This is a genomic window from Bacillus methanolicus (genome assembly GCF_028888695.1).
Taxonomy (GTDB): domain Bacteria; phylum Bacillota; class Bacilli; order Bacillales; family Cytobacillaceae; genus Bacillus_Z; species Bacillus_Z methanolicus_B.
In genome coordinates this window covers 145,878-167,286 of record NZ_PNFF01000001.1, presented here as the reverse complement: position 1 = coordinate 167,286, position 21,409 = coordinate 145,878, and the positions used below count along the sequence as shown (strand labels likewise).

Annotated in this window: 29 protein-coding genes; all 29 read right to left on the bottom strand. The window is 40.9% G+C overall.

Annotated elements, in window-relative coordinates:
* Window positions 1-168 precede the first annotated feature (168 nt).
* Window positions 169-363, bottom strand: a complete 195-nt coding sequence (locus tag C0966_RS00855; RefSeq protein ID WP_274853286.1) for a hypothetical protein — start codon at window positions 361-363, stop codon at window positions 169-171.
* Window positions 364-461: 98 nt separating this feature from the next.
* Entirely contained in the window at window positions 462-1,088 is a 627-nt protein-coding gene (locus C0966_RS00850; RefSeq protein WP_274853285.1) for a M15 family metallopeptidase, read from the bottom strand.
* Complete coding sequence (locus C0966_RS00845) at window positions 1,072-1,344, bottom strand: hypothetical protein (RefSeq protein ID WP_274853284.1); 273 nt, start codon at window positions 1,342-1,344, stop codon at window positions 1,072-1,074. The genes C0966_RS00850 and C0966_RS00845 overlap by 17 nt, the downstream gene beginning before the upstream one ends.
* 6 nt (window positions 1,345-1,350) lie before the next feature.
* On the bottom strand, window positions 1,351-1,650 hold the full coding sequence (locus tag C0966_RS00840; protein ID WP_274853283.1) for a hypothetical protein: 300 nt from the start codon (window positions 1,648-1,650) through the stop codon (window positions 1,351-1,353).
* A gap of 47 nt (window positions 1,651-1,697) precedes the next feature.
* Window positions 1,698-1,856, bottom strand: a complete 159-nt coding sequence (locus tag C0966_RS00835; protein ID WP_274853282.1) for a hypothetical protein — start codon at window positions 1,854-1,856, stop codon at window positions 1,698-1,700.
* Window positions 1,849-2,001: a hypothetical protein gene (locus tag C0966_RS00830; RefSeq protein ID WP_274853281.1), complete on the bottom strand. Its 153-nt coding sequence runs from the start codon at window positions 1,999-2,001 to the stop codon at window positions 1,849-1,851. The genes C0966_RS00835 and C0966_RS00830 overlap by 8 nt, the downstream gene beginning before the upstream one ends.
* Window positions 2,001-2,390, bottom strand: coding sequence for a hypothetical protein (locus C0966_RS00825; RefSeq protein ID WP_274853279.1), 390 nt, complete (start codon window positions 2,388-2,390; stop codon window positions 2,001-2,003). Before C0966_RS00825 ends, C0966_RS00830 begins: the two co-directional genes overlap by 1 nt.
* An 11-nt stretch (window positions 2,391-2,401) precedes the next feature.
* A complete protein-coding gene (locus C0966_RS00820; RefSeq protein ID WP_274853278.1) occupies window positions 2,402-4,105 on the bottom strand; it encodes a hypothetical protein in 1,704 nt (567 codons plus the stop codon).
* 281 nt (window positions 4,106-4,386) lie between these two features.
* Window positions 4,387-6,558, bottom strand: coding sequence for a phage tail protein (locus C0966_RS00815; RefSeq protein WP_274853277.1), 2,172 nt, complete (start codon window positions 6,556-6,558; stop codon window positions 4,387-4,389).
* Between the two features lie 12 nt (window positions 6,559-6,570).
* Window positions 6,571-7,203: a hypothetical protein gene (locus C0966_RS00810; RefSeq protein ID WP_274853276.1), complete on the bottom strand. Its 633-nt coding sequence runs from the start codon at window positions 7,201-7,203 to the stop codon at window positions 6,571-6,573.
* On the bottom strand, window positions 7,200-8,381 hold the full coding sequence (locus tag C0966_RS00805; RefSeq protein ID WP_274853274.1) for a baseplate J/gp47 family protein: 1,182 nt from the start codon (window positions 8,379-8,381) through the stop codon (window positions 7,200-7,202). The genes C0966_RS00810 and C0966_RS00805 overlap by 4 nt, the downstream gene beginning before the upstream one ends.
* Entirely contained in the window at window positions 8,368-8,733 is a 366-nt protein-coding gene (locus C0966_RS00800) for a DUF2634 domain-containing protein (RefSeq protein ID WP_274853273.1), read from the bottom strand. Before C0966_RS00800 ends, C0966_RS00805 begins: the two co-directional genes overlap by 14 nt.
* On the bottom strand, window positions 8,730-9,071 hold the full coding sequence (locus C0966_RS00795; RefSeq protein WP_274853271.1) for a hypothetical protein: 342 nt from the start codon (window positions 9,069-9,071) through the stop codon (window positions 8,730-8,732). Before C0966_RS00795 ends, C0966_RS00800 begins: the two co-directional genes overlap by 4 nt.
* Window positions 9,071-9,877 (bottom strand): phage protein, encoded by an 807-nt coding sequence (locus C0966_RS00790; RefSeq protein ID WP_274853270.1) that lies wholly within the window; start codon window positions 9,875-9,877, stop codon window positions 9,071-9,073. The genes C0966_RS00795 and C0966_RS00790 overlap by 1 nt, the downstream gene beginning before the upstream one ends.
* Window positions 9,867-10,205: a phage baseplate plug family protein gene (locus tag C0966_RS00785; RefSeq protein ID WP_274853269.1), complete on the bottom strand. Its 339-nt coding sequence runs from the start codon at window positions 10,203-10,205 to the stop codon at window positions 9,867-9,869. The genes C0966_RS00790 and C0966_RS00785 overlap by 11 nt, the downstream gene beginning before the upstream one ends.
* A gap of 9 nt (window positions 10,206-10,214) precedes the next feature.
* On the bottom strand, window positions 10,215-10,757 hold the full coding sequence (locus C0966_RS00780) for a lytic transglycosylase (protein ID WP_274853268.1): 543 nt from the start codon (window positions 10,755-10,757) through the stop codon (window positions 10,215-10,217).
* The gene (locus C0966_RS00775) at window positions 10,757-14,656 is read right to left on the bottom strand and encodes a transglycosylase SLT domain-containing protein (RefSeq protein ID WP_274853267.1); all 3,900 of its coding nucleotides are present in this window, start codon (window positions 14,654-14,656) and stop codon (window positions 10,757-10,759) included. Before C0966_RS00775 ends, C0966_RS00780 begins: the two co-directional genes overlap by 1 nt.
* Window positions 14,657-14,871: 215 nt before the next feature.
* Entirely contained in the window at window positions 14,872-15,219 is a 348-nt protein-coding gene (locus tag C0966_RS00770; protein WP_274853265.1) for a hypothetical protein, read from the bottom strand.
* A 5-nt stretch (window positions 15,220-15,224) separates the two neighbouring features.
* Window positions 15,225-15,620, bottom strand: a complete 396-nt coding sequence (locus C0966_RS00765; RefSeq protein ID WP_274853263.1) for a phage structural protein — start codon at window positions 15,618-15,620, stop codon at window positions 15,225-15,227.
* 12 nt (window positions 15,621-15,632) lie between these two features.
* Window positions 15,633-16,649 (bottom strand): DUF3383 family protein, encoded by a 1,017-nt coding sequence (locus tag C0966_RS00760; RefSeq protein WP_274853262.1) that lies wholly within the window; start codon window positions 16,647-16,649, stop codon window positions 15,633-15,635.
* A gap of 1 nt (window position 16,650) precedes the next feature.
* Window positions 16,651-17,130 (bottom strand): phage neck terminator protein, encoded by a 480-nt coding sequence (locus C0966_RS00755; RefSeq protein ID WP_274853261.1) that lies wholly within the window; start codon window positions 17,128-17,130, stop codon window positions 16,651-16,653.
* Complete coding sequence (locus tag C0966_RS00750; protein ID WP_274853260.1) at window positions 17,127-17,468, bottom strand: hypothetical protein; 342 nt, start codon at window positions 17,466-17,468, stop codon at window positions 17,127-17,129. Before C0966_RS00750 ends, C0966_RS00755 begins: the two co-directional genes overlap by 4 nt.
* A 10-nt stretch (window positions 17,469-17,478) precedes the next feature.
* Window positions 17,479-18,090 carry a hypothetical protein gene (locus C0966_RS00745; protein WP_274853259.1) on the bottom strand — a complete coding sequence of 204 codons (612 nt, stop codon included), beginning with the start codon at window positions 18,088-18,090 and terminating at the stop codon, window positions 17,479-17,481.
* A complete protein-coding gene (locus tag C0966_RS00740) occupies window positions 18,087-18,386 on the bottom strand; it encodes a head-tail connector protein (RefSeq protein WP_274853258.1) in 300 nt (99 codons plus the stop codon). Before C0966_RS00740 ends, C0966_RS00745 begins: the two co-directional genes overlap by 4 nt.
* Window positions 18,387-18,395: 9 nt before the next feature.
* Window positions 18,396-18,650: a hypothetical protein gene (locus C0966_RS00735; RefSeq protein WP_274853257.1), complete on the bottom strand. Its 255-nt coding sequence runs from the start codon at window positions 18,648-18,650 to the stop codon at window positions 18,396-18,398.
* Window positions 18,623-19,549, bottom strand: coding sequence for a phage minor head protein (locus tag C0966_RS00730; protein WP_274853256.1), 927 nt, complete (start codon window positions 19,547-19,549; stop codon window positions 18,623-18,625). The genes C0966_RS00735 and C0966_RS00730 overlap by 28 nt, the downstream gene beginning before the upstream one ends.
* Window positions 19,546-19,695 (bottom strand): DUF7302 family protein, encoded by a 150-nt coding sequence (locus C0966_RS00725; RefSeq protein WP_274853255.1) that lies wholly within the window; start codon window positions 19,693-19,695, stop codon window positions 19,546-19,548. Before C0966_RS00725 ends, C0966_RS00730 begins: the two co-directional genes overlap by 4 nt.
* Window positions 19,696-19,746: 51 nt before the next feature.
* Entirely contained in the window at window positions 19,747-20,610 is an 864-nt protein-coding gene (locus tag C0966_RS00720) for a phage capsid protein (protein ID WP_274853254.1), read from the bottom strand.
* A 15-nt stretch (window positions 20,611-20,625) separates the two neighbouring features.
* The gene (locus C0966_RS00715) at window positions 20,626-21,345 is read right to left on the bottom strand and encodes a DUF4355 domain-containing protein (RefSeq protein WP_274853253.1); all 720 of its coding nucleotides are present in this window, start codon (window positions 21,343-21,345) and stop codon (window positions 20,626-20,628) included.
* Window positions 21,346-21,409: the final 64 nt, after the last annotated feature.

The window sequence follows — 21,409 nt, the reverse complement described above, 5'->3', positions numbered from 1 at the left end:
AAGATTTTTAAATATTCGACACTAAACTCTATGTCTATTAATATACATTTTTCGATTAATTTATAAACCTATTTATAAAAATTTTTGCTATTAAACGGGAAAAAGATTTGCATGGAGGACAGAAAAGAAAAATATCAAAAAAGCCCTTCTTGAGTGAGAAGGGCTTTTCTATTTAAAAAAAGGATATTTAAAGAGCATTTTTCTGAACGTGCCCTCGTCTTTAATCGGAATTTGTGGTGTTGAGGTTTTGTGATAACATTTTTGGTGTGTAATAGTATTCAACTGGTCCAGGAACACTTTATCGTCTATTTCAACTACCTCAGAACAAATGCCGCACCGCAATTTTCCTAAAACTTTAAACATATGCCCCACCTCCCAACTATTGTTTATTCTCCACTAGAATTGAAATTCCTTCCAAAAACAAAAAAATCCCCCACCTAATAGGCAGGGGTTATCCAAATTTATTTTATCTTTCCTTCTCTAATACTTTTAATAACAGCATATACCACTTTCCAAAGATAAAGCTGATTCACTGTCCGCTCTGGATTTTTCCCATCTGTGATACCTAACTTTTTCAGTTCTTCGATCATTTTCTTTTCTTGTTCGCTCAATTGATATCCAGCCACTTTTGTTTCCTCCTTTATATTTGGTCTTTTTCCTGCCCGCAGATCAGCAAGGGATAGCCCGAACGTCATCTGAAAATGAGGATAGTCCTTAAAGTCCTTCCAATCGCCTCCCCATTCGAGACCTAGACTTTTTCCGATTTGTCCGACACGCTTCCATTTCACATCAACATTCCAGTTCACGCTGCCGTCAGCATTCAGCACGGCGAAATCAAAGGCAAGTCCAAAATTATGATATGAATAGCCACCACGTGCATTCGTGACGATTTTTCCGGGCTTAGTTCTGCCCTGCGCATAAAGGGCATTCTGTTCTTCGATCGTGCGAAGTCCTTGGGTAATGATGACGTTGATTCCCTCTTTATATGCCAACGAGATTAATTGACGCGCTTTTGCTGAAACAGTAGGATGGACGCCGGCTAACTTTTTTTCTGCTTTCTCCAACAATTCCTTAAGCCCTATTGTCATTTTTTTCACCATTCCCTTTTTCAATTGCATATTTAATGGTTGCCACAGAACCAACGCCATACAAAGAGAATTGAAGGCCTCTGACTAGAACTTCAAAAGAAAAAGCGCCGCTTTCTAGGATAGAGAAAGCAACGCCGAGTACAACCGCAACGATCGGGATATAGCGATTTGAAAGGTTTGTAGCTTGACGGATAGCATAAAGAAGTACTGCCAACGCCAAATATGCCGTAAATTCAATCGAAAGAATTGCTTCCATCTACCATCATCCTTTTAAATAAGTTAATAACGAAAAAACAAAAGTGACAGCCACCGCTGCGACGCTCACTAATAATGAAAGATTCGCTCGTTTATTTTCCTTAACTTCTTTCATCTCATCTTCTATGTTTTTAAATCGAATATCGGCTTCGTTTCTTGTTAAAAAATTTGCGCTATACGCGTCCAATTTACTTTCGATACGTTCAAGACTTTTCGATAATGCCGCTAGTTGGGTCTCTAATGTGGCAATTCTTTCGTAATCCTTTTGCTCCAATTTTGAACCCCCAATCTTTCTGTAAAAAGGCATAAAAAATACACCTTCTGAGGTGTTTGGTTTGCTTCTATATAGTTTACTTACGCATTCTCATTATTAATATCGTAACCTATCGCGGTTAATTTTTCGCCAACTACTTCGCGTAAGTTTGATAAATTCGGCACTTGAGAGTATTTATAAGTCCCCGATAAGACAGCTGTAAACCACACTTTAACCACAACGCTATTCTCGTTAAACATTTGCTTCCTCCCCTTTCTTATGATCCAAAATGTCGCGAACAATATCGCGCAAATTAGAAAGAGCCGGAACATCATCAAATGTCACCGCCCCTTCACGAATTTTCCTCACCCATGCTTGAACGACGACTGAATTTTCGTTGAACATTACGCACCTCCTCCCTGCATTGCAATAGCCATTGTAAGCTCGATAATCGCATTATCTATTTCGCTTCTAACTTCCGCGATTTGTTCTGTTAATGGCTTCACGAAAACAGGCTCTTGTGTAGGTTGGTTTGGATCGGGATATGAAAACTCTAATTCTAACGTTTGCGGATTCACTCGGTATCCGTTGCATTGAGCAAAATCTGCCGCATATTGGCCGTATTCAAGCTGAATAACGCCGACAGTATCACGAACACGTTCTTTTAATGCTTCGTATGTTTCAAAATCCTGCTCGATTGTTGTTTCAACAACTGCGCCTATCATTTCACCTGTATCTAAAATTACATTTCCTGTTGATTTATCATAATAAATTTTTCTTCCGATATATTTCATTTACTCCCCTCCTATTCGTAAGCAACCCAATAAAATGAAGATGAACCGCCTGTTAAATTTGTAAATTCAAAACCATTGGTAATTATATTGTTTTTCGTGTCGGCTGTTTGATAGGCATATCCTGCAGCGTTGGCATAACCAACAGAATCGTAAAATGAACCTTGAAACTTTGCTTGTAAATTTGTATTTGTAACGATTCCTGCTTGGTAATAAGCGTTATCTGATAAAGTATATATATAAACAAGCGAAGGTGTAAAAGTTAAGTTGTTTATTGTTACTTTAGTTAGGTTTGATACGGTAGCTGTCGAACCACTCGCCCATCTTTTAACTTGCATATTACTAACCGCACTCACAAACGCACTCCACGCATCCGTATCATTCACCGTTCCGCCCTTCGAACGAATCGCTGATCCTAATTGTGCTTTAATTCCATTCAAATGACTTTGTAAATCTTGTACACCTTTCACCGCGCTTAATATGTCATCGTTGGCGTTCAAACGCTTATCAAACGTATATGTCCACGTATCGCTACCCATTTCGATTGTGAGCGTATGAGCGTTGCCGTATTTAATCGCGTCCCATTGGGCTTGCGATAAGCTAACGGTAAATTGCTGTCCGTTTGTTGGATTCGTTCGTGTTGCGATGGTTGTACCGTTGATTTTTTCGGTGATAGTGGACATCGTACCGTCTGTCGTGATGGAGTACGATAAAATATTGCTTTTATCGGCTGACGTTTTTTGTCCGATGTAACCCGGTGTGACGGAAATAGTTGTAATTGTCCATGTTCCGTAGAAGCCGACTTTTCCACTTTGTAAATCTTGATAAATAAATAACGGTGTAGAAAAATCAAGTGTTGTATCAAATAAAACTGACGGATAGTATTTATGGTTTGTTGTTCCTGCGGAAACAGTAGAAATACTTCCCCACGAACCATTCGAATATTTAATCATTCTAATATCTGTGCGAACGTCCGAGACATCTCTACCATGCCAAACTATAAATACTTCATTATTTCTGTTTACTGTAATAGAAGGTCTGTCTTGACTATAACTATTTCCACTCGTCAATTTCGTCATCGCTGACCATGTTACGCCACCGTCATCCGAATAAGCAACACGAATATTATTTACGCTACTATCCGTTGCATCTGTACCACTCCACGCCACCCATATCCGCCCGTTTTTATCGACACATGCGGATGGTGAGGATTGGGTGTAGCCTCCTGTGTTTGAATACACATATTTAAATGAAATAAGCGAGCCATTCAAATAACTTCCCGTATGAGTGGTTAATGTATTGTCACGTTTTAAAACAATAATTCCTCGATAAGAAGAACCTAAAGATGCGCCTGTTTGAGTAACATTCAACCACGGAGTTTCGGCGAATACCATCGGAATATTTCCGTGCATTTGTATAGTTGGATTTTTAAAATCTGAACCATTATTATTAGCCGTTGTCCATTGCTCCACCGCACCCCACGTCACGCTTCCGTCAGCGTTAATCGTACCTTTCACATAAAAAATGTTACGTGAATTCGGAAACGAAGGAACGACTGCGTCATAGGTTACATGTATTTCATTTCCGTTAATAGCAATAGATGAATTGTAGGCATCTGTTATTGCTGTGTATATTTCTACTCTGTTAGTATAAACATTCGTATTAGTTTGTGTTTCAGCGTTTATTGAAACAGCGCAAAAAACGTTATTGTTTCGCACAAACGTACAATAAACAAAATTACCCTTGCTAGCTAGTGAAGGGTAGGTTACATCATTTATTCCTCCGCTAGTATGCTGAATGTAACATAATTGTGACCATGTATTACCATTATCCGTTGACTTGTAAAGATAAATTGTTTTTGGTTGAGATGAATTTTGAGAAACTGCCGCAACCAACCAACCATTTGATAATCTTACCAACTTACGCCCGCCGTTGCCCGATGTGTCATACGCTTGGTTGACGATTGTTACATCCGTTCTTGTTGGCATTACGAATCACCTCACATATTCAAAATGTTATTGACTGACGTAATTAAATCGCCACGCATTGCGTTGAGTGTTTGCCCGATTTCTTGCAACGCGCCTTCAACATCTGCACTTGTATAATAATTTCCGTTATCTGTAATACTGATCGCTGAACCTGTCATGCTAATGTTTAATTGAGAAGCAGGTACTTTTCCATCTGCCCCAAGAGTTGCAACGCCGTTTGGTACACCCTTTTGACTATTAAAATAGTTTTTAGCGTTTGTTTCTGCTTGGTTGGCTTTGGCTTGAGCGCCGTTTGGTGTTTCAAAAATAACATCTGCATTTACTTGTGTCCCTGTCGGTAAAGTATCGGAAAATGCTTGTAATTCAAAAGGAGTAAAAGAACCGCTACTTGTCATTAAGTTTTGAGGATAAAAATGAATTTCTTCATATCCCCACGGAATTTTAGCCCATAATTCCAAAATGGTTTCTGTTGCGCTATTAGCTGTTACAACACCTTTAATATCATTAGAAGTGAGTCCGTTAGCCGTTTTAATTACTAATTGGCAATATGGAGATTGCCCCATAGGATTTTTTTGCTTTAATCTCACATAAACAGTCGCAAATTTTGCGGTTGCGCTACCATCATGTCCTGACAATAAATCTATATCAGCAACTACATAACCGTATTGCGCGGTAACTCTTAAACTACATAATCTTGTCCATTTATTAGCATTCGAAACCTCTGTATTAGATGTTCTGTATCCAGAGACATTAAGAGCATTTTTTACTGATATTTCAACATTTGTATCTCCCGTTCTTGGGAGACTTGCATTTTTGGCGTTATTTTCCGCACTAACCGCCCTATCATTTGCTTGTTTAACCGCGTTCGCCGTTGCCGCTTGGCTTGTAGATGTGCTGTTTGTTGTGTCGTTTAATTGAACAATCCCCGCCGCGCTTGTACTTGCGCTCGGCAATTGAGATGTTGGAACTTTTGTGTTTCCGTCAAGTGAAGCAACACCGTTGGCCGTACCTTTTTGGCTTGTCGGGATCGCATCCGTAATACCATAACCCGCCAATGTTGTCGGTTTTCCGCTTGTGATCTTACTCCAATCTAGGCTTGGAATATCGGATGCAGACAATAATTGACCGCCTGTTACCCTACCTTTTGCGTCAACCGTTACCTTCGGATATGTTCCCGGTGTTACTCCGCTGTTCGCTAATGTTGCGGAAATGGTTGCATTCGCTGATCCATCGAATGAAGCTGATCCGGTTACATCCCCGGACAATGAAATTGTTCTAGCCGTTTGTAATTTAGAAGCTGTTGCCGCGTTTCCATCGGCATTCCCTGTGATAGAAGCCGGAAGTTTTGCATTAGCGTCAAGTTTCAGTATTTTGTTTGCGGCAGGTGTCGTTACCACATCAGAAGAAGGAACTTTGCTATCTAAAGCTGTTTGCAATCCTGTCACATCTGCAATGGCATGGCTATGTGTTGCCGGAGCCGCGCCAACATCTGTATGTGAAAGATTTACCGATCCAGTTTTTCCGTTTACGCTAGAAACCGGAACATTTGCCGCAATCGTTATTTTGTCATTCGCCGCGTCCGGTGTTACTGTGACATTAGATCCGGCAACAATTTCAATTGTATCGTTCGGGCTGTCTGCTGAAACGGTAGTAGCACCGACTTTGACACTTGAAAAAGCGCTTTGTGCAAAAGCGCTGCTATCTTTTCCGTCAAGCATATCCGCATCCAATCCGCTTCCGGAGCCGTCTACTGTTTTTATTTTGTTTAGAACATCATTAGCTGTATAACTAGATGCCGGGAGTGCGCCATTCCATCTGTCTTTGTCCGCTTGTGTGACATGTCGGACATTATCATTATTATGAGCGTCAAATTCGGTTTTTGACGCTTGTTTTACGTTATCGACGTTCCCAAGCCCGACTTGATTTTTTGTTAAACTAAGCTGATTGGATGGTACTTTTCCATTTTCATCTAAACTAGCGTAACCGTTAGGTTGTCCTTTTTCTTCTTTGTGCTGTGCGTTTGTAAATAGCGATTTCAAAGCATTGTAAGTTTTATTGAAAAACCAGTTAAACCAATCACCAGGAGGTTTTTCACCCGGCCCCCATCCACTATTTTTTTTACTTTGCGGCGGTTCAACGCCTGGTGCATTCCATTCCGGCAAATTATTTTGGTCAAATGGCATTTTATCAACCTCCTAAATAGGCAATTCATAATCATCAGCTGACATAAATACACCGCCAAGAGTACCGCCAATCGTTCCTTCTATATCAGCAAAACCGAATTCGCTTGTTTCGATATCGGTTCCGCTTGCAAAGCTAAAAGTTCCTTCAAGGTTTACACTTGCAACGCGAACACCTGCGGCTGCTGCCCTTTCAGCGATTTGAACGAATTGTCCAGGAGTCATGCCGACTTTATTTAGTGCTTCCAATGGCGCTTTTTTCACGATTAATGCCGCAGGTTCATCATCTTCTTCTGTTTCTTTTACAGAGAAAACATTTATATCAGATGGTTTACAATCAAGCGTTTTAGATAAAACTTCAATAATTTTATTGATCGTTCCGTCCGATTGATTAAGCGCCTCTTTCCCCCGGATCATCACGCGATAAATTTCGTCTGTCGCTTTTCCTCTCGGTTGTCCTACGTTTTCGCCTGCTAAATCTAGCGTTGTTCCTTCGGCATTATTGATATTTCGCCATTCCTCGATCTTTAGAAAAGTGCTCTTTAATTCTTCGATTTCATCATAAACAACCGATAGAAGCTTTCCGATGTTTGAATTTGGGTCTTTCTTGTAATGATCCGTAAGCTTTGACAGCCATTCATTAATCATGTAACTGTCACCTCGATTAAATCGACGCGTGTCTTAGCTGTTTCATGTGGGCCAATCTCTATATTTTCGTTTGCTAAAGCGCCGCCATCCCTTCCGATGGATAGAGAAATATCTTCGATTCCATCGGCTGCTGAATCAATAACTCTAAATAACTTGGAATAAATAACATCTTGACCCATATTGTGACCGATCCAATAGATTCCGTTGCTATCCGTTCCACCGATGAATTTAATCAATTCATCTTTTATTCGTTTTTCACCATCGACAGGGAAAGTAGGATTGGTTTGCAATGAAATTTGTATCCGAATGTTCACTTCATCGACATAATCAAACCGTACTTCATGCTGTTCCCCGCTGATATCTTCAACCAAAACCATTTCTTGCCCGACTGTTTCAATTCCGCCTGCTACGGCATCAAAAATGGCTTCCGCTATTTCGTCTCTTAAACCGCCTAAAACATAAACATGAACCGATTTGGGAGGGTTTCCATATTGATCTGGCACATTTTTGTTATTGATGACTGCATTTGCAGAAATAACTCCGTCTGTTTCCCTTAGATTCGAAATGATAGCCGGAACTGTTGCTTTTCCACCCTTAGAAGGAGAAATTTTTAAGCGTTCTCTAAATTCTTCGTATGTTTCTTCGTCTCGGCCACCTGTCGCCGGCTCTGGATTTGTAACCGATGTGATTTCTTCCATCGGTTCAGCTTGAATGGTGATTGTATTAGGCCCAACATTTGTATGAATCCCTTTTTCTACCGAAACCGCCCTTCCTTGACCGTTTCCGTTGCTGTCTAGTGTTACATCTTCAATGAGAAAGAAATATATATTGTTTGCAGTAGAAAATTGAGTTTGTTCCGGAATCGTAAATCCTGGCTGTCCTGTGAAAACAAGTTCAACCGTTGATTCGGAGGCTTGTTCTCGCGATAACCCTTTATTTGCCGCTAAGTTATCGAGTTGAACCCCTTCCGCTTTGCTCACATATGCGGAATAATAGACTTTTTCCGCTAGTTCCCACACAAGAGAAAGCGCCCAGGCAAAAAGCCTTAATATAAGACCAAACGGGCTTCTCGGTGAAAGATTTACATTTTCACCAAAGAGCCCGCGCATTTTATTTTCCATATCTGTCAATAGTTCATCGTAAGTTTTTCTTTTAAATCCGTACTTATCCAACCCCACCGAGTTCCACCTCCCCTATCTCCACTAATTCACCTGTTTCTTTTTGGATAGTAAGTTTTACGCTCCTTTTTCTTGCTTTTCGATCATCAATAATTTGAATGTCTGGTATAGATTCGACTCTAGGTTCTTGTGAAACAGCTTCTATTATGTCGTCTCTAAGTGCTTCTTTGTTTGTGTTCTTTCCAAGCAAATTTTCATAAGACAAGCCATGTTCTGGTTCTAAAAAAAACTCGCCCTTCCTCGTCTCTAAAATAGAGCGAATGGACTGAGCGAGTTCTTCATCCCCATCTATCATGACTAATTCGCCATTTTCGACGACAAGATCACCGTCTACCAGTTTAGGTGCAATCATAATTGATACACCCCCACAATGACAGCATCATTCATGCTGTGCAATCTCGTAAAACCAGGATCAAATGTTTGATTTCCGTTCATGTTATCTAAAGCCCGATCCGTAAAATTCAAATGAACAACATCACCAACATTCACAGGCCCGACATGTTTCAGAATATGAGCTCCTAAAATAACCGCCAGCTCTTTCACTTCTCCGTCTATATCCTTTGTTTTGAATAACGGTTTTACATCGGCTTTTGAACCGTAAACATTTACGACCCTTGCAGGTGCAGAAACATAAATATTTAAACCAATTTCCCGGATTAAATTGTTAAAGAATTTGTCATCGTTGGCCATTAGATCACCTGCATTTCCGTTATAAAGTCGCTTCCGTTGCAGATATGCTTCCCTTTTTTGACCCTATATTTTCCGTTTGCTGTTTTTGATCGTATTTCAATAATACTTGCTGTTGTAATACGATGTTGCAACAATGATTTGACGTTATAGCCTTTGTAACCATCTTCCTCAAATGCTTCCGGCGATTCGATTAATCCTGTACTTTCCTCTAAACGAAAACGCTCGTCCGTTCCTTCTTTGATTGAACGAATAATCATCTTACCTTTTCGCCAATACATAGAAGCCCCGGAATCTCTCACGACTTCGACTAGATTGTTCATGATGTTTCCGGTTACGGTATAGCCTTTTTTATAAACCACATTCTTTGGCAATTTCATTTCTGCCAAACGGATCCCTAGAACTTGAACCAAACGCTTAATAATTACATCTGCTTTAGTTCCGGCTTTGAAAGTAATAGGTTTCTTTGTTTTTTTGCCGGAATAATCCTGACCTTCTAGCATCTTTATGATGGTAATTTTGTTTACACCTTCTCTATTTGTGTAAACGCTAGTAATTTTCCCTTGCGCTATAACTCCATAATCTGAACGATATCCGGCTTGTAAGGTACAGGAAGCTCCTTTGATAATTCGGCTAATTGAAGTTTTGGAAAGGTTAAATATCCGAATTTCTGTTTGGTTTGGCTTTTCATCATCGTCAAATGGAACTTCAAACTCGATATGAAGATTATCACCGGAAAAATCGGCTTTATATTTGTCGCTTTCAACATGAACCTTGACCACGCGCCCAAATAGCTGTTTAGTCGCCATTTTCTTCATCCTCCGGCGTATCATCAATGAAAAGAAAAACCGTTTCACCAAAATTGTCATATGTGATCCGTTCCGCTTTCCCCGATTCATCCATTGGAACAAGAGAAGGCGCAGGTAATCGGCTGTCGGTTATATTGCTCCATAACGGAATATTGATAACCAATTTTTCGCCTAGAACAATAGGATTCATATTAATATCGTAAAGATCGACTGTAAAAAAGTCGTAAGTTTTATTGTAATTGAACTCTAAAACATAAGTTTCATTGGCTAGATCAATTTCAAATTGTTCGGGTAAATTTTCTTTGTCTATTAGAATGTAATCACGCATTCAGAACCCTCATTTCACGCGCAATTTTACGCCGACAGGAATTTTCTTGTCAGGGTACTTATTCCATGCCCTTAATTGAGCAATAGAAGTACCGTACTTTTTGGATAGTTCCCAGTATGTGTCGCCTCGCCTTGTAACATGATAAACAGCTGTTGTTGTTTTTTTCGATACTGGCTTTTTCTTGCCGCTGTTTTTCACGCTGACCCAGGATGTATTTGCAATTCTAATAGTTTGTAATTTGATAGAAATTGCCGAACCATTCGCAATGCTAGAATCAACATTTCCATCAATGCTTAAAATAATGACGTTTTTGGCGATATTTCGCCCAACATACGTCATAATCGTTCCTTTTTTCATTTCTTTTTTTAAGTATTCTTTATCAGATTGATAATTTTTCCCAATAATATAGCCGGAGAGCGTAAACTCGTCCGGCTTTTCTTGAACGTGATCGGTATAAGGTATGCCTTTTTCAGCAGGATAGGAAGTGGCTTCTATTGAACTGTTATCGCCTTCTGATTCTATGATAAGGTTCACTTTGCCAAGCCTTGCCATTAGTAAACCACCTCGGAGCCGAATAAATCATTCAGCTTTTTGTAATGTTCATCCAACATTTTTTGAAATTCTTGTTTCAGACTTTGTGTTGTGTTAGCGTCAAGGTTCCCTTCGACTTTTATCTCAACATGCGGTGCATAATGAACTGTGTAAGTTCTTCCTCCAACGCTTCCGCTTATAGATGGTGTATAAGTGTTGCTTGTGCTAGATTTTTCTCTGCTCGGAGTGTAACCAAGTTCAGCATTTGCCTGCGCCAACAAAGCAAGGGCTCTTTTTCTCATGCTCGGCTGTGTCGGAATTATAAACTCCTTCCAGCCATTCTCTGCAAGAGTCGCCCACTGCGGTTTGGTTGCAATACCTCCGGCAGCATATCCTCTGTACGGGCCGCCCCTTCTCATTGACCTTATTCCAGGTGTATTAAAGACTGTTCCATATCTGGCCTTGATATATCTGATTGCGGCAATTGTATTGTGAACTGGGTTCCAAATATCATTGAATCCTGGCAATTTGTATTGCCTAAATGTCGGATCAATAACCTGCATTAAACCTTTCGATGGTGTGCCACGTTTTGCATTAGAATCCCATAGGTTTATAGCCCTCGGATTAAAAGTTGACTCTTTTTGAGCCTTCAACAACAACGCTGGCAACCAAGACAAAGGTGTCTTAGTAATTTTCAACGCTTGTATAATCCAAGCTTTTACTTGTGATGGTGCGGCAGATCCACCCGCAAATGATCCAATATCTTCTAACTTCTTTTTCACAAAGCTTATTGCTTTGTCTTTTATCATAGTAAGAGCACCTTTACCAATGTCACCAAAGGATCCAGCAACACTTGGTGCTTTTACTCCGAATTGCTCCCAAACCTTCTTCATGAGTTTGCCAGGATTGTCAATATAAGACCATACGTCTAAAGCTAAATCTTTTGCTTTTCCAACCGCTTTCTTTGCTCCTGTCCAAGCTTTTCCTGCAACATTCTTTGCGGTATCGACAGCTTTGCTTGCAACACTTTTTAGTTTTGTACCAATACCTTTCGCATAAGCAGGGATTAAGCCTGATTTCAATAATGCTTGTGTTTCTCTATGTGGTAAAACTTCCGAACCTTTTGGAAGGTTAACAAGCGTACTTTTCGCAGGCGATAGCCCGATTTGCCCGGATGGTGTACGGATTAATTCTGGGCCGCCGCCATCACCGACGATTGCTAAACCGCCAGGATGGTAATTAGTACCCTTTGCGTATCTCGGTGGAGTCCATGTAGGTATTTTCTTATCTACTCCAATTTTGTCTAATACCCAGTTGATACCACCAGTAACACCGTTGATTCCTTGTGCAAGTCCTCCAACAAGCGTATTCGCTAAGTGTTTAACACCGCTTAGCGCTTTTCCGGCCATGCTTTTTATTCCTGATCCAATCTTGCCTGGCAGGGCTTTTGCCGCGTCAACAATATCGTTAAATCGTTGCGTTATTGCTGATTTAATGCTGTTGAACATATTGACTGTGTTGGTTTTTGCTGTTGTCCATGCGGTTCTTACACTCCCTACAATACGAGAAATAAGACCGTACAAGCCACCTCGTAAGGTGTTCCAAATGCCTAATGCTGTATTTTTTAAACCGGTAAGAATGGTATTTGACGCATTCCTCATGCCGGTGAAACCTTTTACAAGAAAGCTCCATACAGCTCTGACGCCACCGACAAATAGAGATTTCAAGCCATTCCAAAGCGCCACAAAGACATTTTTAAATCCGACGACGAACGCTTTTCCAGCTCCGAGTACCCTTCCGAACATGGAAAGCTGGATAAAGTTCCAGATGAATTGAATTGCTCCAGAAAAGACTTGTTTTATACCTTCCCACATCTTACCGAAGTCACCGGTAAACAAGCCGGAAAATACCTTGACAAGACCCATGATGACGTTTAGAGCACCATTAATTACGCCTTTAATATTGCCCCAGACGGACTTGATCAGCGAAAGAACTAATGGCCAGACAAACTTCATAACAGCCCAAATCGTCTTTGCTGCTACGACAATTACAGCTTGGATAGGTGTCCAAACGTTTTTGGCCGCTTGCAGGATCTGTGAGCCGTTTTGATCCCAAAAAGTCTTTAACGCTGCCATTTTTTCTTGTACAAATCCGACTACAGCAGAAATGGCTTGGTTGATGTATGGCTTGATAAATCCCCATACAGAAATAGCAGCCGATTTTATTGCATTCCAGCCATTTATCACGGCGTTTCGGAATGTCTCTGAACGTGTCCATAAGAGGTAAAGGGCTACTCCTAAACCAAGAACAAGCGCTGATACAAGGAAAACTGTTCCGCTCATCGCCGCTAGACCTGTTACTAATGGTTTAATCATAACCCAAGCCGCAGAAAAGGCCGCTTTTAATCCCATAAAGTAACCTATTCCTATCGCTAATGGGGAAAGCAATAATGTAAACGTAACAACTAGATATAAGAACATCCCCGCTAGCTTCGTAATCCATGGGCTTATTTCGTTCAGCTTTTGAACAAATTTACCGATCGTCGTGCCGAAATCAACCACCTTCGAGGCTATTTGACCCCATAGATCAACAAATGGTTTAAGCGCGTCAGCCCATGTGCTTTTAAACCTCTCCCAAGACTTCCCTAATGGAGTTAGGCTGTTTTGAAGTTCCCTTATTTTCGCGTCTGTTTGTTGTTTTAATTTTGCTAATTCATCAGTTGCTTGCTGTTTCGCAAGCCCCATTTTTTCACGCCATAGCGCAACATATTTATCAAGTTCCGGTTTGCTCATGGTGTTTAAGGCTTTTACTTGACCTGCAGCAGCTGGACCCGCTTTTTGTAATTCCTGAATAAGTCCTTCGTCTACGCCTTTTTTGATGAGACCTTGTAAGTTAGTGCGCCAAATTTTGATTGCGTCTAACTGACTTTTTAAAGCTTTTGTAAGGTCAGAACCTTTTACTTTCGGTACAGATACCTTTTCAAACAATCCGACAAAGTGAGAGATTTCATCGACCCGTTTTTGCCACTCTTCACGGTAAATCCTGGTCAGTTCCTGCTGTTGTTTTCGTATCTCCGTCGGATCGGGCCCTAATGCTGCATGAGCCATGATTGCTGTGAAGCCCAGCCATGCAACGCTAGCCGCCATTACTACCGCTTGTTGCCGCATGATACCTTGGTTAATCAATCGAATTTGGTCCTGCAATGCCTTCATGCTTGCGTTCGGCCCTAGCATTTGAAGAGCTAAGGACGCTGCATTCCCTTGTCTTGCCATACGTTCTAGATTACTCGTGATGGCAAGCAAAGGCTTGTTTACAAGGTACACAGCATTGCCCATTCGGTCATAGTTGGCGCTGATTTTCTCACTTTGTCCGCTCATAGCCGACATAGTAGCGACAGTCTGGATAAGACTTTGCCGCATAGAGAGATTACTATTGATCATTTGATCAGTGATTTTTTTATGGGCTTTTCCTAGTTTGTTGATTTCTTTCATGAAATCATTTGTGGAACCGGTATAATGACCCATCTGCATGCCAAGTTTGCGCATATCGTGTCTGACAGACATTAGTTCTTTGCGATATTTTCGCATATCATTATGGTTTCGAATCATAGATTGTTTCATTTCTTTCGACATGTCTGCCCAGTCAGCCGCAAGCTGAGTAGCGCTCATACCGGACGTTCTTGCCAGCTGACGTATTAAATCGCTTTGACGACTAAGCTGTGAATTTAATGCTTTAGTTTCATCAATGAGCCCTTTGTTTACTGCCTTCATGGCCTGTGTTGCAGCGCTCATTTTAACGACTTCGGAGCTTGCTCCCTTTGTTTGTTGTGTAAACCGACTCATTTCTCTTGTTATTTCACTCAATGGGGAGCTGTCGGCATTAAAACCTATATCGACCGTTAATTCGCGGAGTTGTTCCATGCTTTCCCTCCTTTCCTTCTTATCTTTTTTTGCTACCTTTTTTCATCGCTTGTTCCTCTTTTTCCGCTTGAATATCCATGGCCATATTTGCCTTCATAAGCTGCCGTTTAGACATTTGAGTTGCTTCTGTATAACTAATGACTTTGGCGACAATGGGTCGCCAAAACCACCATTCCCTTTCAACTTCCTGTCGTAAGGTTGTTTTGTCTAGGTTATTATTTTCCTGTTCTAAGAAAGGTCATAGCTTCTTTAAGGACCTCTTCAAAACCTTCATGCTCGTCGAAATACTCAAAAGAAACTTTTGGATTCACAATGACATGCTTGAACAATTCTTCTGCTAATTTTTCAGTAGAAGGAACGCCTGTTTCTGTTTGAGCACGATCCTGAATTCGTAAATATTCACGAGTTCCAGGATGTTGCAGAGTGTATTCGATTCCTTCGACTGTGATTGTTTTTTGAGTTCCGATTTTTGGCATTTTAAACATCTCTCCCTTGTAATGTAAATTTAATAAAGCAGCCCTATTGGACTGCCTAGTTAAGTTATTGATTTTCTTTGTTGTCATCAAAATCACTCTTCTGTATAGTCAAGGACTTGAATCTCTACTTCACGATCTCCAACTTCATCCCCATATTCTTTATCTGGTGCCTTTTTGATAAGAGCTTCTGTTCCTCCTGAAACTTCTTTCGGATCTCCGCTGTATGTTACCCAAATAGGGAAAGGGGTTTTAGACTTCGCTTTTTGTTTAATATAAGGCAACGAAGGTGATGTAGCCGATAAAGTAAGAGTAATGGTTCCCAACGGATTATTGGAAAACGCAACAGCAACTTCGCCCTGCGCACTTACTTTTGTACTGAAATTTTCTTCATCTTTTGACGCTTGTACGAAAGACCCTTCTTGGAAGCCTGTGATGAATACACCATCCAATACCACAGTTACATCTTTCGGATCATATGTTCTTGCCATGTTCTACTCCCCCTATACTAATACTTCTCCTGTAATATTTGCTCCATGAATCGCTCCAGCAAGTTCTAAAGAAAAGAAAAGACCATTGTAGATACGTGCTGCGCGCTCCTCCGCAGGTACTTCGCTTCGAGATTTGGCAATAATTGTGTATAAAGGATTTCCGTCATCATCCTCAGCAATAATTCCTTGTGAGTAGCCTTGTCGGAATGTTGTTGTTAGTTGTCCGCTCAAAAGGCTAATTCCTCGATGGTCAAATGGAATTTTTTTATTGTTTGTAAATGCGGATTGGATTCTGTTTTCTGCGTCTACCTTAAGCCATGACAACCCGTGCATTACATCGATATATTCTCCGCTACAAACAATACCCTCGCTAGTTTGCGGAATACCAGCTTTGGTGACATAAGCAATAGCCCCATCCTCGTGTATAAGGTTCAATTCATCAGCATTTACTTCAATAGGGGTAATGCCAGTTAGTGTTTTAAACTTCCAAGTAATTGATCCGACAGTTTGACTACCCAATTCACCGACTAACGCTGCATCCGCTTGCTCCTCTGCTTTTGGATGATAGAAATCAATGACAAAATCATAAGCTTTTGTTTTGAAAGCGTTACGATCTGCAGCCGTGGTGGTTTTTACCACATACATTTTGAACTTTTTTCCCTCCACATAGTCAGCAACTTCAATCTGTTCGGTCAATTCAGCGTCTGCAGTAAGGAGGAAAAACCAGTCATGGTCATAATACTTTTCAACTGCGTCTTTAGCAGTTTTTACTGCTCCCTCACCTGTCGCGGCAGGATCATATGTTGCAATAGCCAAATTTGCTGGTCGATGTTTCTGAGCAAAAACTGCCGCAGCTTTTTTATAGGCATTTGTATTTTCGGCGAAATCAGCTTTTACCGCTGTGATATCGCTATAATTTTTAATAGCGCTTGCGCCTGCCTTTTCAGCAAGAATAAGTGGTTTCCCAAGACCAAAAAGCCCCGCAGGTTTTTTTAAGTCAATAGTTACCTTTACGTCCTGTAACGGCATTCTACATACCTCCTATGTTTACTTTTTCAATTGTTTCAATGGCTCGAATTTGCTCGTCGGTCAAACGCAATTGAACATCGAACCCATGTTTGTATTCGTAAGAGTCGAACAAAAAGGTTGTTCGATTCTCGATGTTTCCGACATTCACAACAGCAATGTTTTGTTCTTGTATGAAGTCGGAACCTAAAAATAAAAACCACCTACGGACCTGCATAGCAAGTTCGATAGTGGTTTCATTTGTTTCGTTATAAAAATTAAATGAGATTGTCATTTTAAATGGTTCGGTGCGCTTCTCATAAGCGACTTCCCCATCTTGATAAGTGGAGATATTCCCACGGTTTCGATCTTTGATATACGCTGATGTAATATTGTAAACACCATAAGGTAAAGGCGGTTTTGGTGTCGTTTGATTTGCCGGAATAATGCGTATTCCTATCTCCCTAAATATTTGTAACATAATTCTTTCAATAGCTTCTGTCATTTCTTTTCGCGCCACCTTGCAAGATAGATATACACATCGGCATAGTCGCTGTAATCCTTAAAAGATTGAATAGTATATTTATCTCCTTTGTATTCGATTGTGCTGTTTAACTTTAAAGGTTGTGTCGTGTAAATCTTGCGATCCTTAACGCTGTAAGTTCCTGCTTCTGCATATTGGAGATCGTCTTCTGACAACGGCAAAATAGCGCCGTACATTTCAACAGGCGTTGGGTCGTCTTTGACATAATATATTTCTTCCCAATGGCCTTCTGTTTCTTCATAGTAAGTGAACGGAACTTGAAATTCTTCGATTAAATGCGCAAATTCAAATGTTTTCATCCGCTCACCTCTATTTCACCTCATGCCGGATTGCACCGACTAAATGCCCGGTATCTATCAACGGATTCGATGAACCTTTTACGTTTATCGTTATCGGACTATTCGGTGGATCGGAAACAGAACGCAGTTTCTTTTGAATTAGCCCGGCAAATTCCAGGCCGATCATATCGGCAAACACATCAGGGTCAATGCCGCCTGTTAGAACATCTTCTATCATAGAATCAATTTTTTCGTTGATGTAATCAATATTTTCATCGTAGCCACTACGCAAGAATGAGCGTTCTGGAATAGTAACCGACTTAACCAGAACAAAAAGCACTTCAAAGTCATCTTTGCCCTTCGGAATGGCCAAAACGTCGGTTCCTTTCGGTCGAAAGATGCCTGGGAAATCCGAAGCTTTTTTCCCTTTTGCTTTAGGGTTGACAGGAATGGTTAAGGCTTCCGCATTTTTGGGCTTTATAGTTATCCCGTATTCATGGACCCTTGCGATCATGACCATTTCAGCGTCATCGTCACCAAACACACCAACTTTAATTCGCTTTTTATTAAGCTTGTTTAAATTTCGAGCGATTTGGTCCATATTATTGGTGTCTTTGATGGTGACTCCAACCTTTTTTCTCATATGAATCTCGCCTTTCTATACGGTCTTAACAAGCGATGGACCTCGTTCATCGTTCCGCCTTCAAAAAACGATTTGCTCATATCGCCAAGAGATTGAGAAGCGACATTGCTGTTTTCTTGATAGGCTTTGACCAATTTTGCGACCGCTTGTTTTACGTTAGGCGGTAATCCTTCATCGAATGATTGACGGCAATATTGCTTCACATAGTCAATCGCAGCTTCTAAGGCGACTGCAAGAAAGGCATCTTGTGAAGTATCATTGATTTTCAATCGAACCTTTAATTCATCTAAATCCATTTAACCACCTCATTTCGAGGATTCATAAGCATTCTCTTCTATCTTTTGCAAAATCTTTTCCAATTCTTTGTTGATTCTTTCTCTAGCCCCTTCACAACTTGTATTTATTGTTATGTTCGGACTTACCACGCCAGTAGGAGTAAGTTTTGGTTTGCTTTCGATTTGCATGAACTTAAATATTTCTTCCGGTGTACCCTCATATATCTTCTCGTAATCACCGACACGAATAGTGTATTTCACTTCTTCAACCTCTCTTTCTTCCATTGCTCAAAGACCATACCTTCTAACTCTTTCGCATCCGGTTTTTCCACTTTTTCAACAGAATAGGTTAAAAAACACCTGCAATTAATCGATGAACCAGCAGCAGGAAGTAGCCCAGGAGCCTTCCCTTTACTTAATCCATCGTTAAAATCCTTATCAACCGGTATCTTTTTACCGTCTAGCATTCTATGATTAGCTCCACTTTTCTTGCCTACGCCTGGACGAACACGCTCATCTTGCATAGTGTTCCATTCTTTCAACATGATGACACCATTTTTATTTGCATGTATAGCCGCATCAAGTTTCCCACTCTCTTTCACTCGATGAGCTTCCGTTCTTACAATCCTCATCGCCTTGACCGTATCGCCTTCTAGTGCACTTTTTATGCGATTGGCCATTGTTCGATAAGTTTCACCTTTTACGAGGCCTTGTGTGATCTCTTGCTGAATTGTATAAATGATATTTGCCCGATTTTTTTCTAACCGCTGAGATAACGTTAAACCGGAAATCGGGTTTTCGATCATGGCCGTGATAACATCAGCAGAAACAAGAGAATACGCAAGCTTGCTTAAGGTATCGGTTTCTACCGCCCACGCCGTAAGATAGTAGCCATCTAAATAACTCTCGCCTAAAACGTCATAAATAAGCTTTTTAAGCGATTTATAACAAGTGTCTAGCAATCTATCGATTTGCTTCAAAAACTTCCTAAGACGGTCGTATTTGGCCATTTCAGCGTATGTTAGAACGCCACCTGTTTCATACTTTTCATAGAGTTTTGCAAGCTCCTTGCGAATCTCGTTAAGGGTATTTGCGTATTGCTTGGCAATTTCCCTCTCCGACCCCTTAACCCTTTGGCCTATGATACGGTTGATTTGTTCGGCCGACAAATTAAGATTGCTCATTCTTCATCACGTTTGGCTGTTGACTTTTTCTTAATCGGCTTTTCTTCCGCTTCTGTCTGTTCAAAATCGCCACTTTTCAGTAAACGTTCAGCGTGTTCCTTTGATACGTACCACTTCAAGCCCGTTTTTTTATTTTTCAACCACAATTTGCGCACCTCCTATCACAAAAGGAAAAGGGAGCAACTAACCCCCTTTTATTACGCTGGACGTTTTGCGCTCAACACTGCTATCGCTTCGTTTCTGACAACTTTCGCGCCGTATAAATGAAGGCCCTTAACAGCGTCCGCAAAACGTTTTTCAGGACGATATGCTTCCACTTGGTTTACTTGTTCTGCAAAAGACCAAGCGATGTTGTGGCCTGCGATAACTTTGTAGTTTTCTGTAACGCCAGATCCTGCTGGTACTTTTGGTACATTGTTAGATTTTAGCACCAAGAATCCAGCGGCACGTCCAATTACACCGTTTACTAGACGATCTTCCGCAGGTAAGCTACCTGTTTTAACAAAGCGGTCGTCTTTTAGCATTAAACCTTCATACCACGGTGGAACGATAACAAAGCGGCCTTGCTCTGGCACATCCGCTTCATCCAATTTCACGGACAAGTCAACAAGGTATTCGTAAGCGTCATTTTTCGTTGGTTCTACAGGCGTTGCGTCATCACCGATAGTATGAGCGGCATCGACATAGTGAGACGCGATGAACTGGTCCGCTGCATTACGTAGCGCATAAGCAGCTTCACGCATAGATTCATCCATGAGTTTTGGATTTTGTTGAATTTTATCGACATCATCGACTTGGAAATTGAAATATTTCGCTTGGTCGATGACAAGTGTACGTGTTTGATCTGTCAATGTTTCTGGATCATCCATATCAGTGTTCTTTGTGTAATCACCAACGGAGATACGACCAATGTTGTTGATTTTGACTGTATCGCCATACGCTTTTATTTGGCCCTCATAATCACGGTTAATAACCGCCGCTTGTCCATACACAAGCGTTTTTTGCAAGTTTTGAAGTAAACGAGCGCTCCAAATTGTTGGGATAAAGTTATTGATTGCCATAAAAATTCAAACCTCCTATTGTCCTTTTAAGAATTTTTCGATTTGCTCCCAGTTTTTGTTGATTTCCTCGGGAGTCATTTTTTCAATCGCTTCTCTTGTAAGTGGCTGTCCTGGTGGCGCTGGCGGATTAGGATTGCGACCTGAATCCTTGAACTTAGCTTCAACTGCCTGCTGAACGGCAGCCGAAAAAACTTCTTCTAACATGCCTAGATTTTTTACGGTAGTTTCCTCATCTTGACCAATAAAGAAGTCAACTAGCTTAGTAGGAAGCTGTTTTTCAGTCGCTAAGGACAATGCCTTATTTCGTAATGACTCGCGAATCTTTTCTTGCTCAATTTGTTCGAGTTTTTGTTGCAATTCACGTAGTTGTTTCTGTTCGGGTGTTTCCGGAGGGTAGCGTTTTGCAATTTCTTCTTCTAACTTCTTCGGCAATGTCTTTTTCTCATAAGTCTTGATCGCTTCCGTTACACGGGAATCAGTGAGTGATTGCAACCACTTTTTCGCGTCGTCATTTTCGTTGACGAACTGTTGCACCACATCAAGTGTTAGGTCCAACCCTTGAGTGTTGCCTTGTCCGCCTTGTTGTCCACCATTTGGTTGACCTCCCTCTCCACCTTGTTGTCCTGCCGGCGGATTACCTTCTCCACCATCTCCGCCTTCTCCACCTTCTGCGAAATATTGAAGATCAAGACGTAGCGGTAAAGATCTATAGAACGGTTGTTTTTTATCTTTCATTTGTTCATTTCCTCCTTGCCCATTACAGTTGCAACGCCCCTGCAATGTTCAATTTTCTTAATCA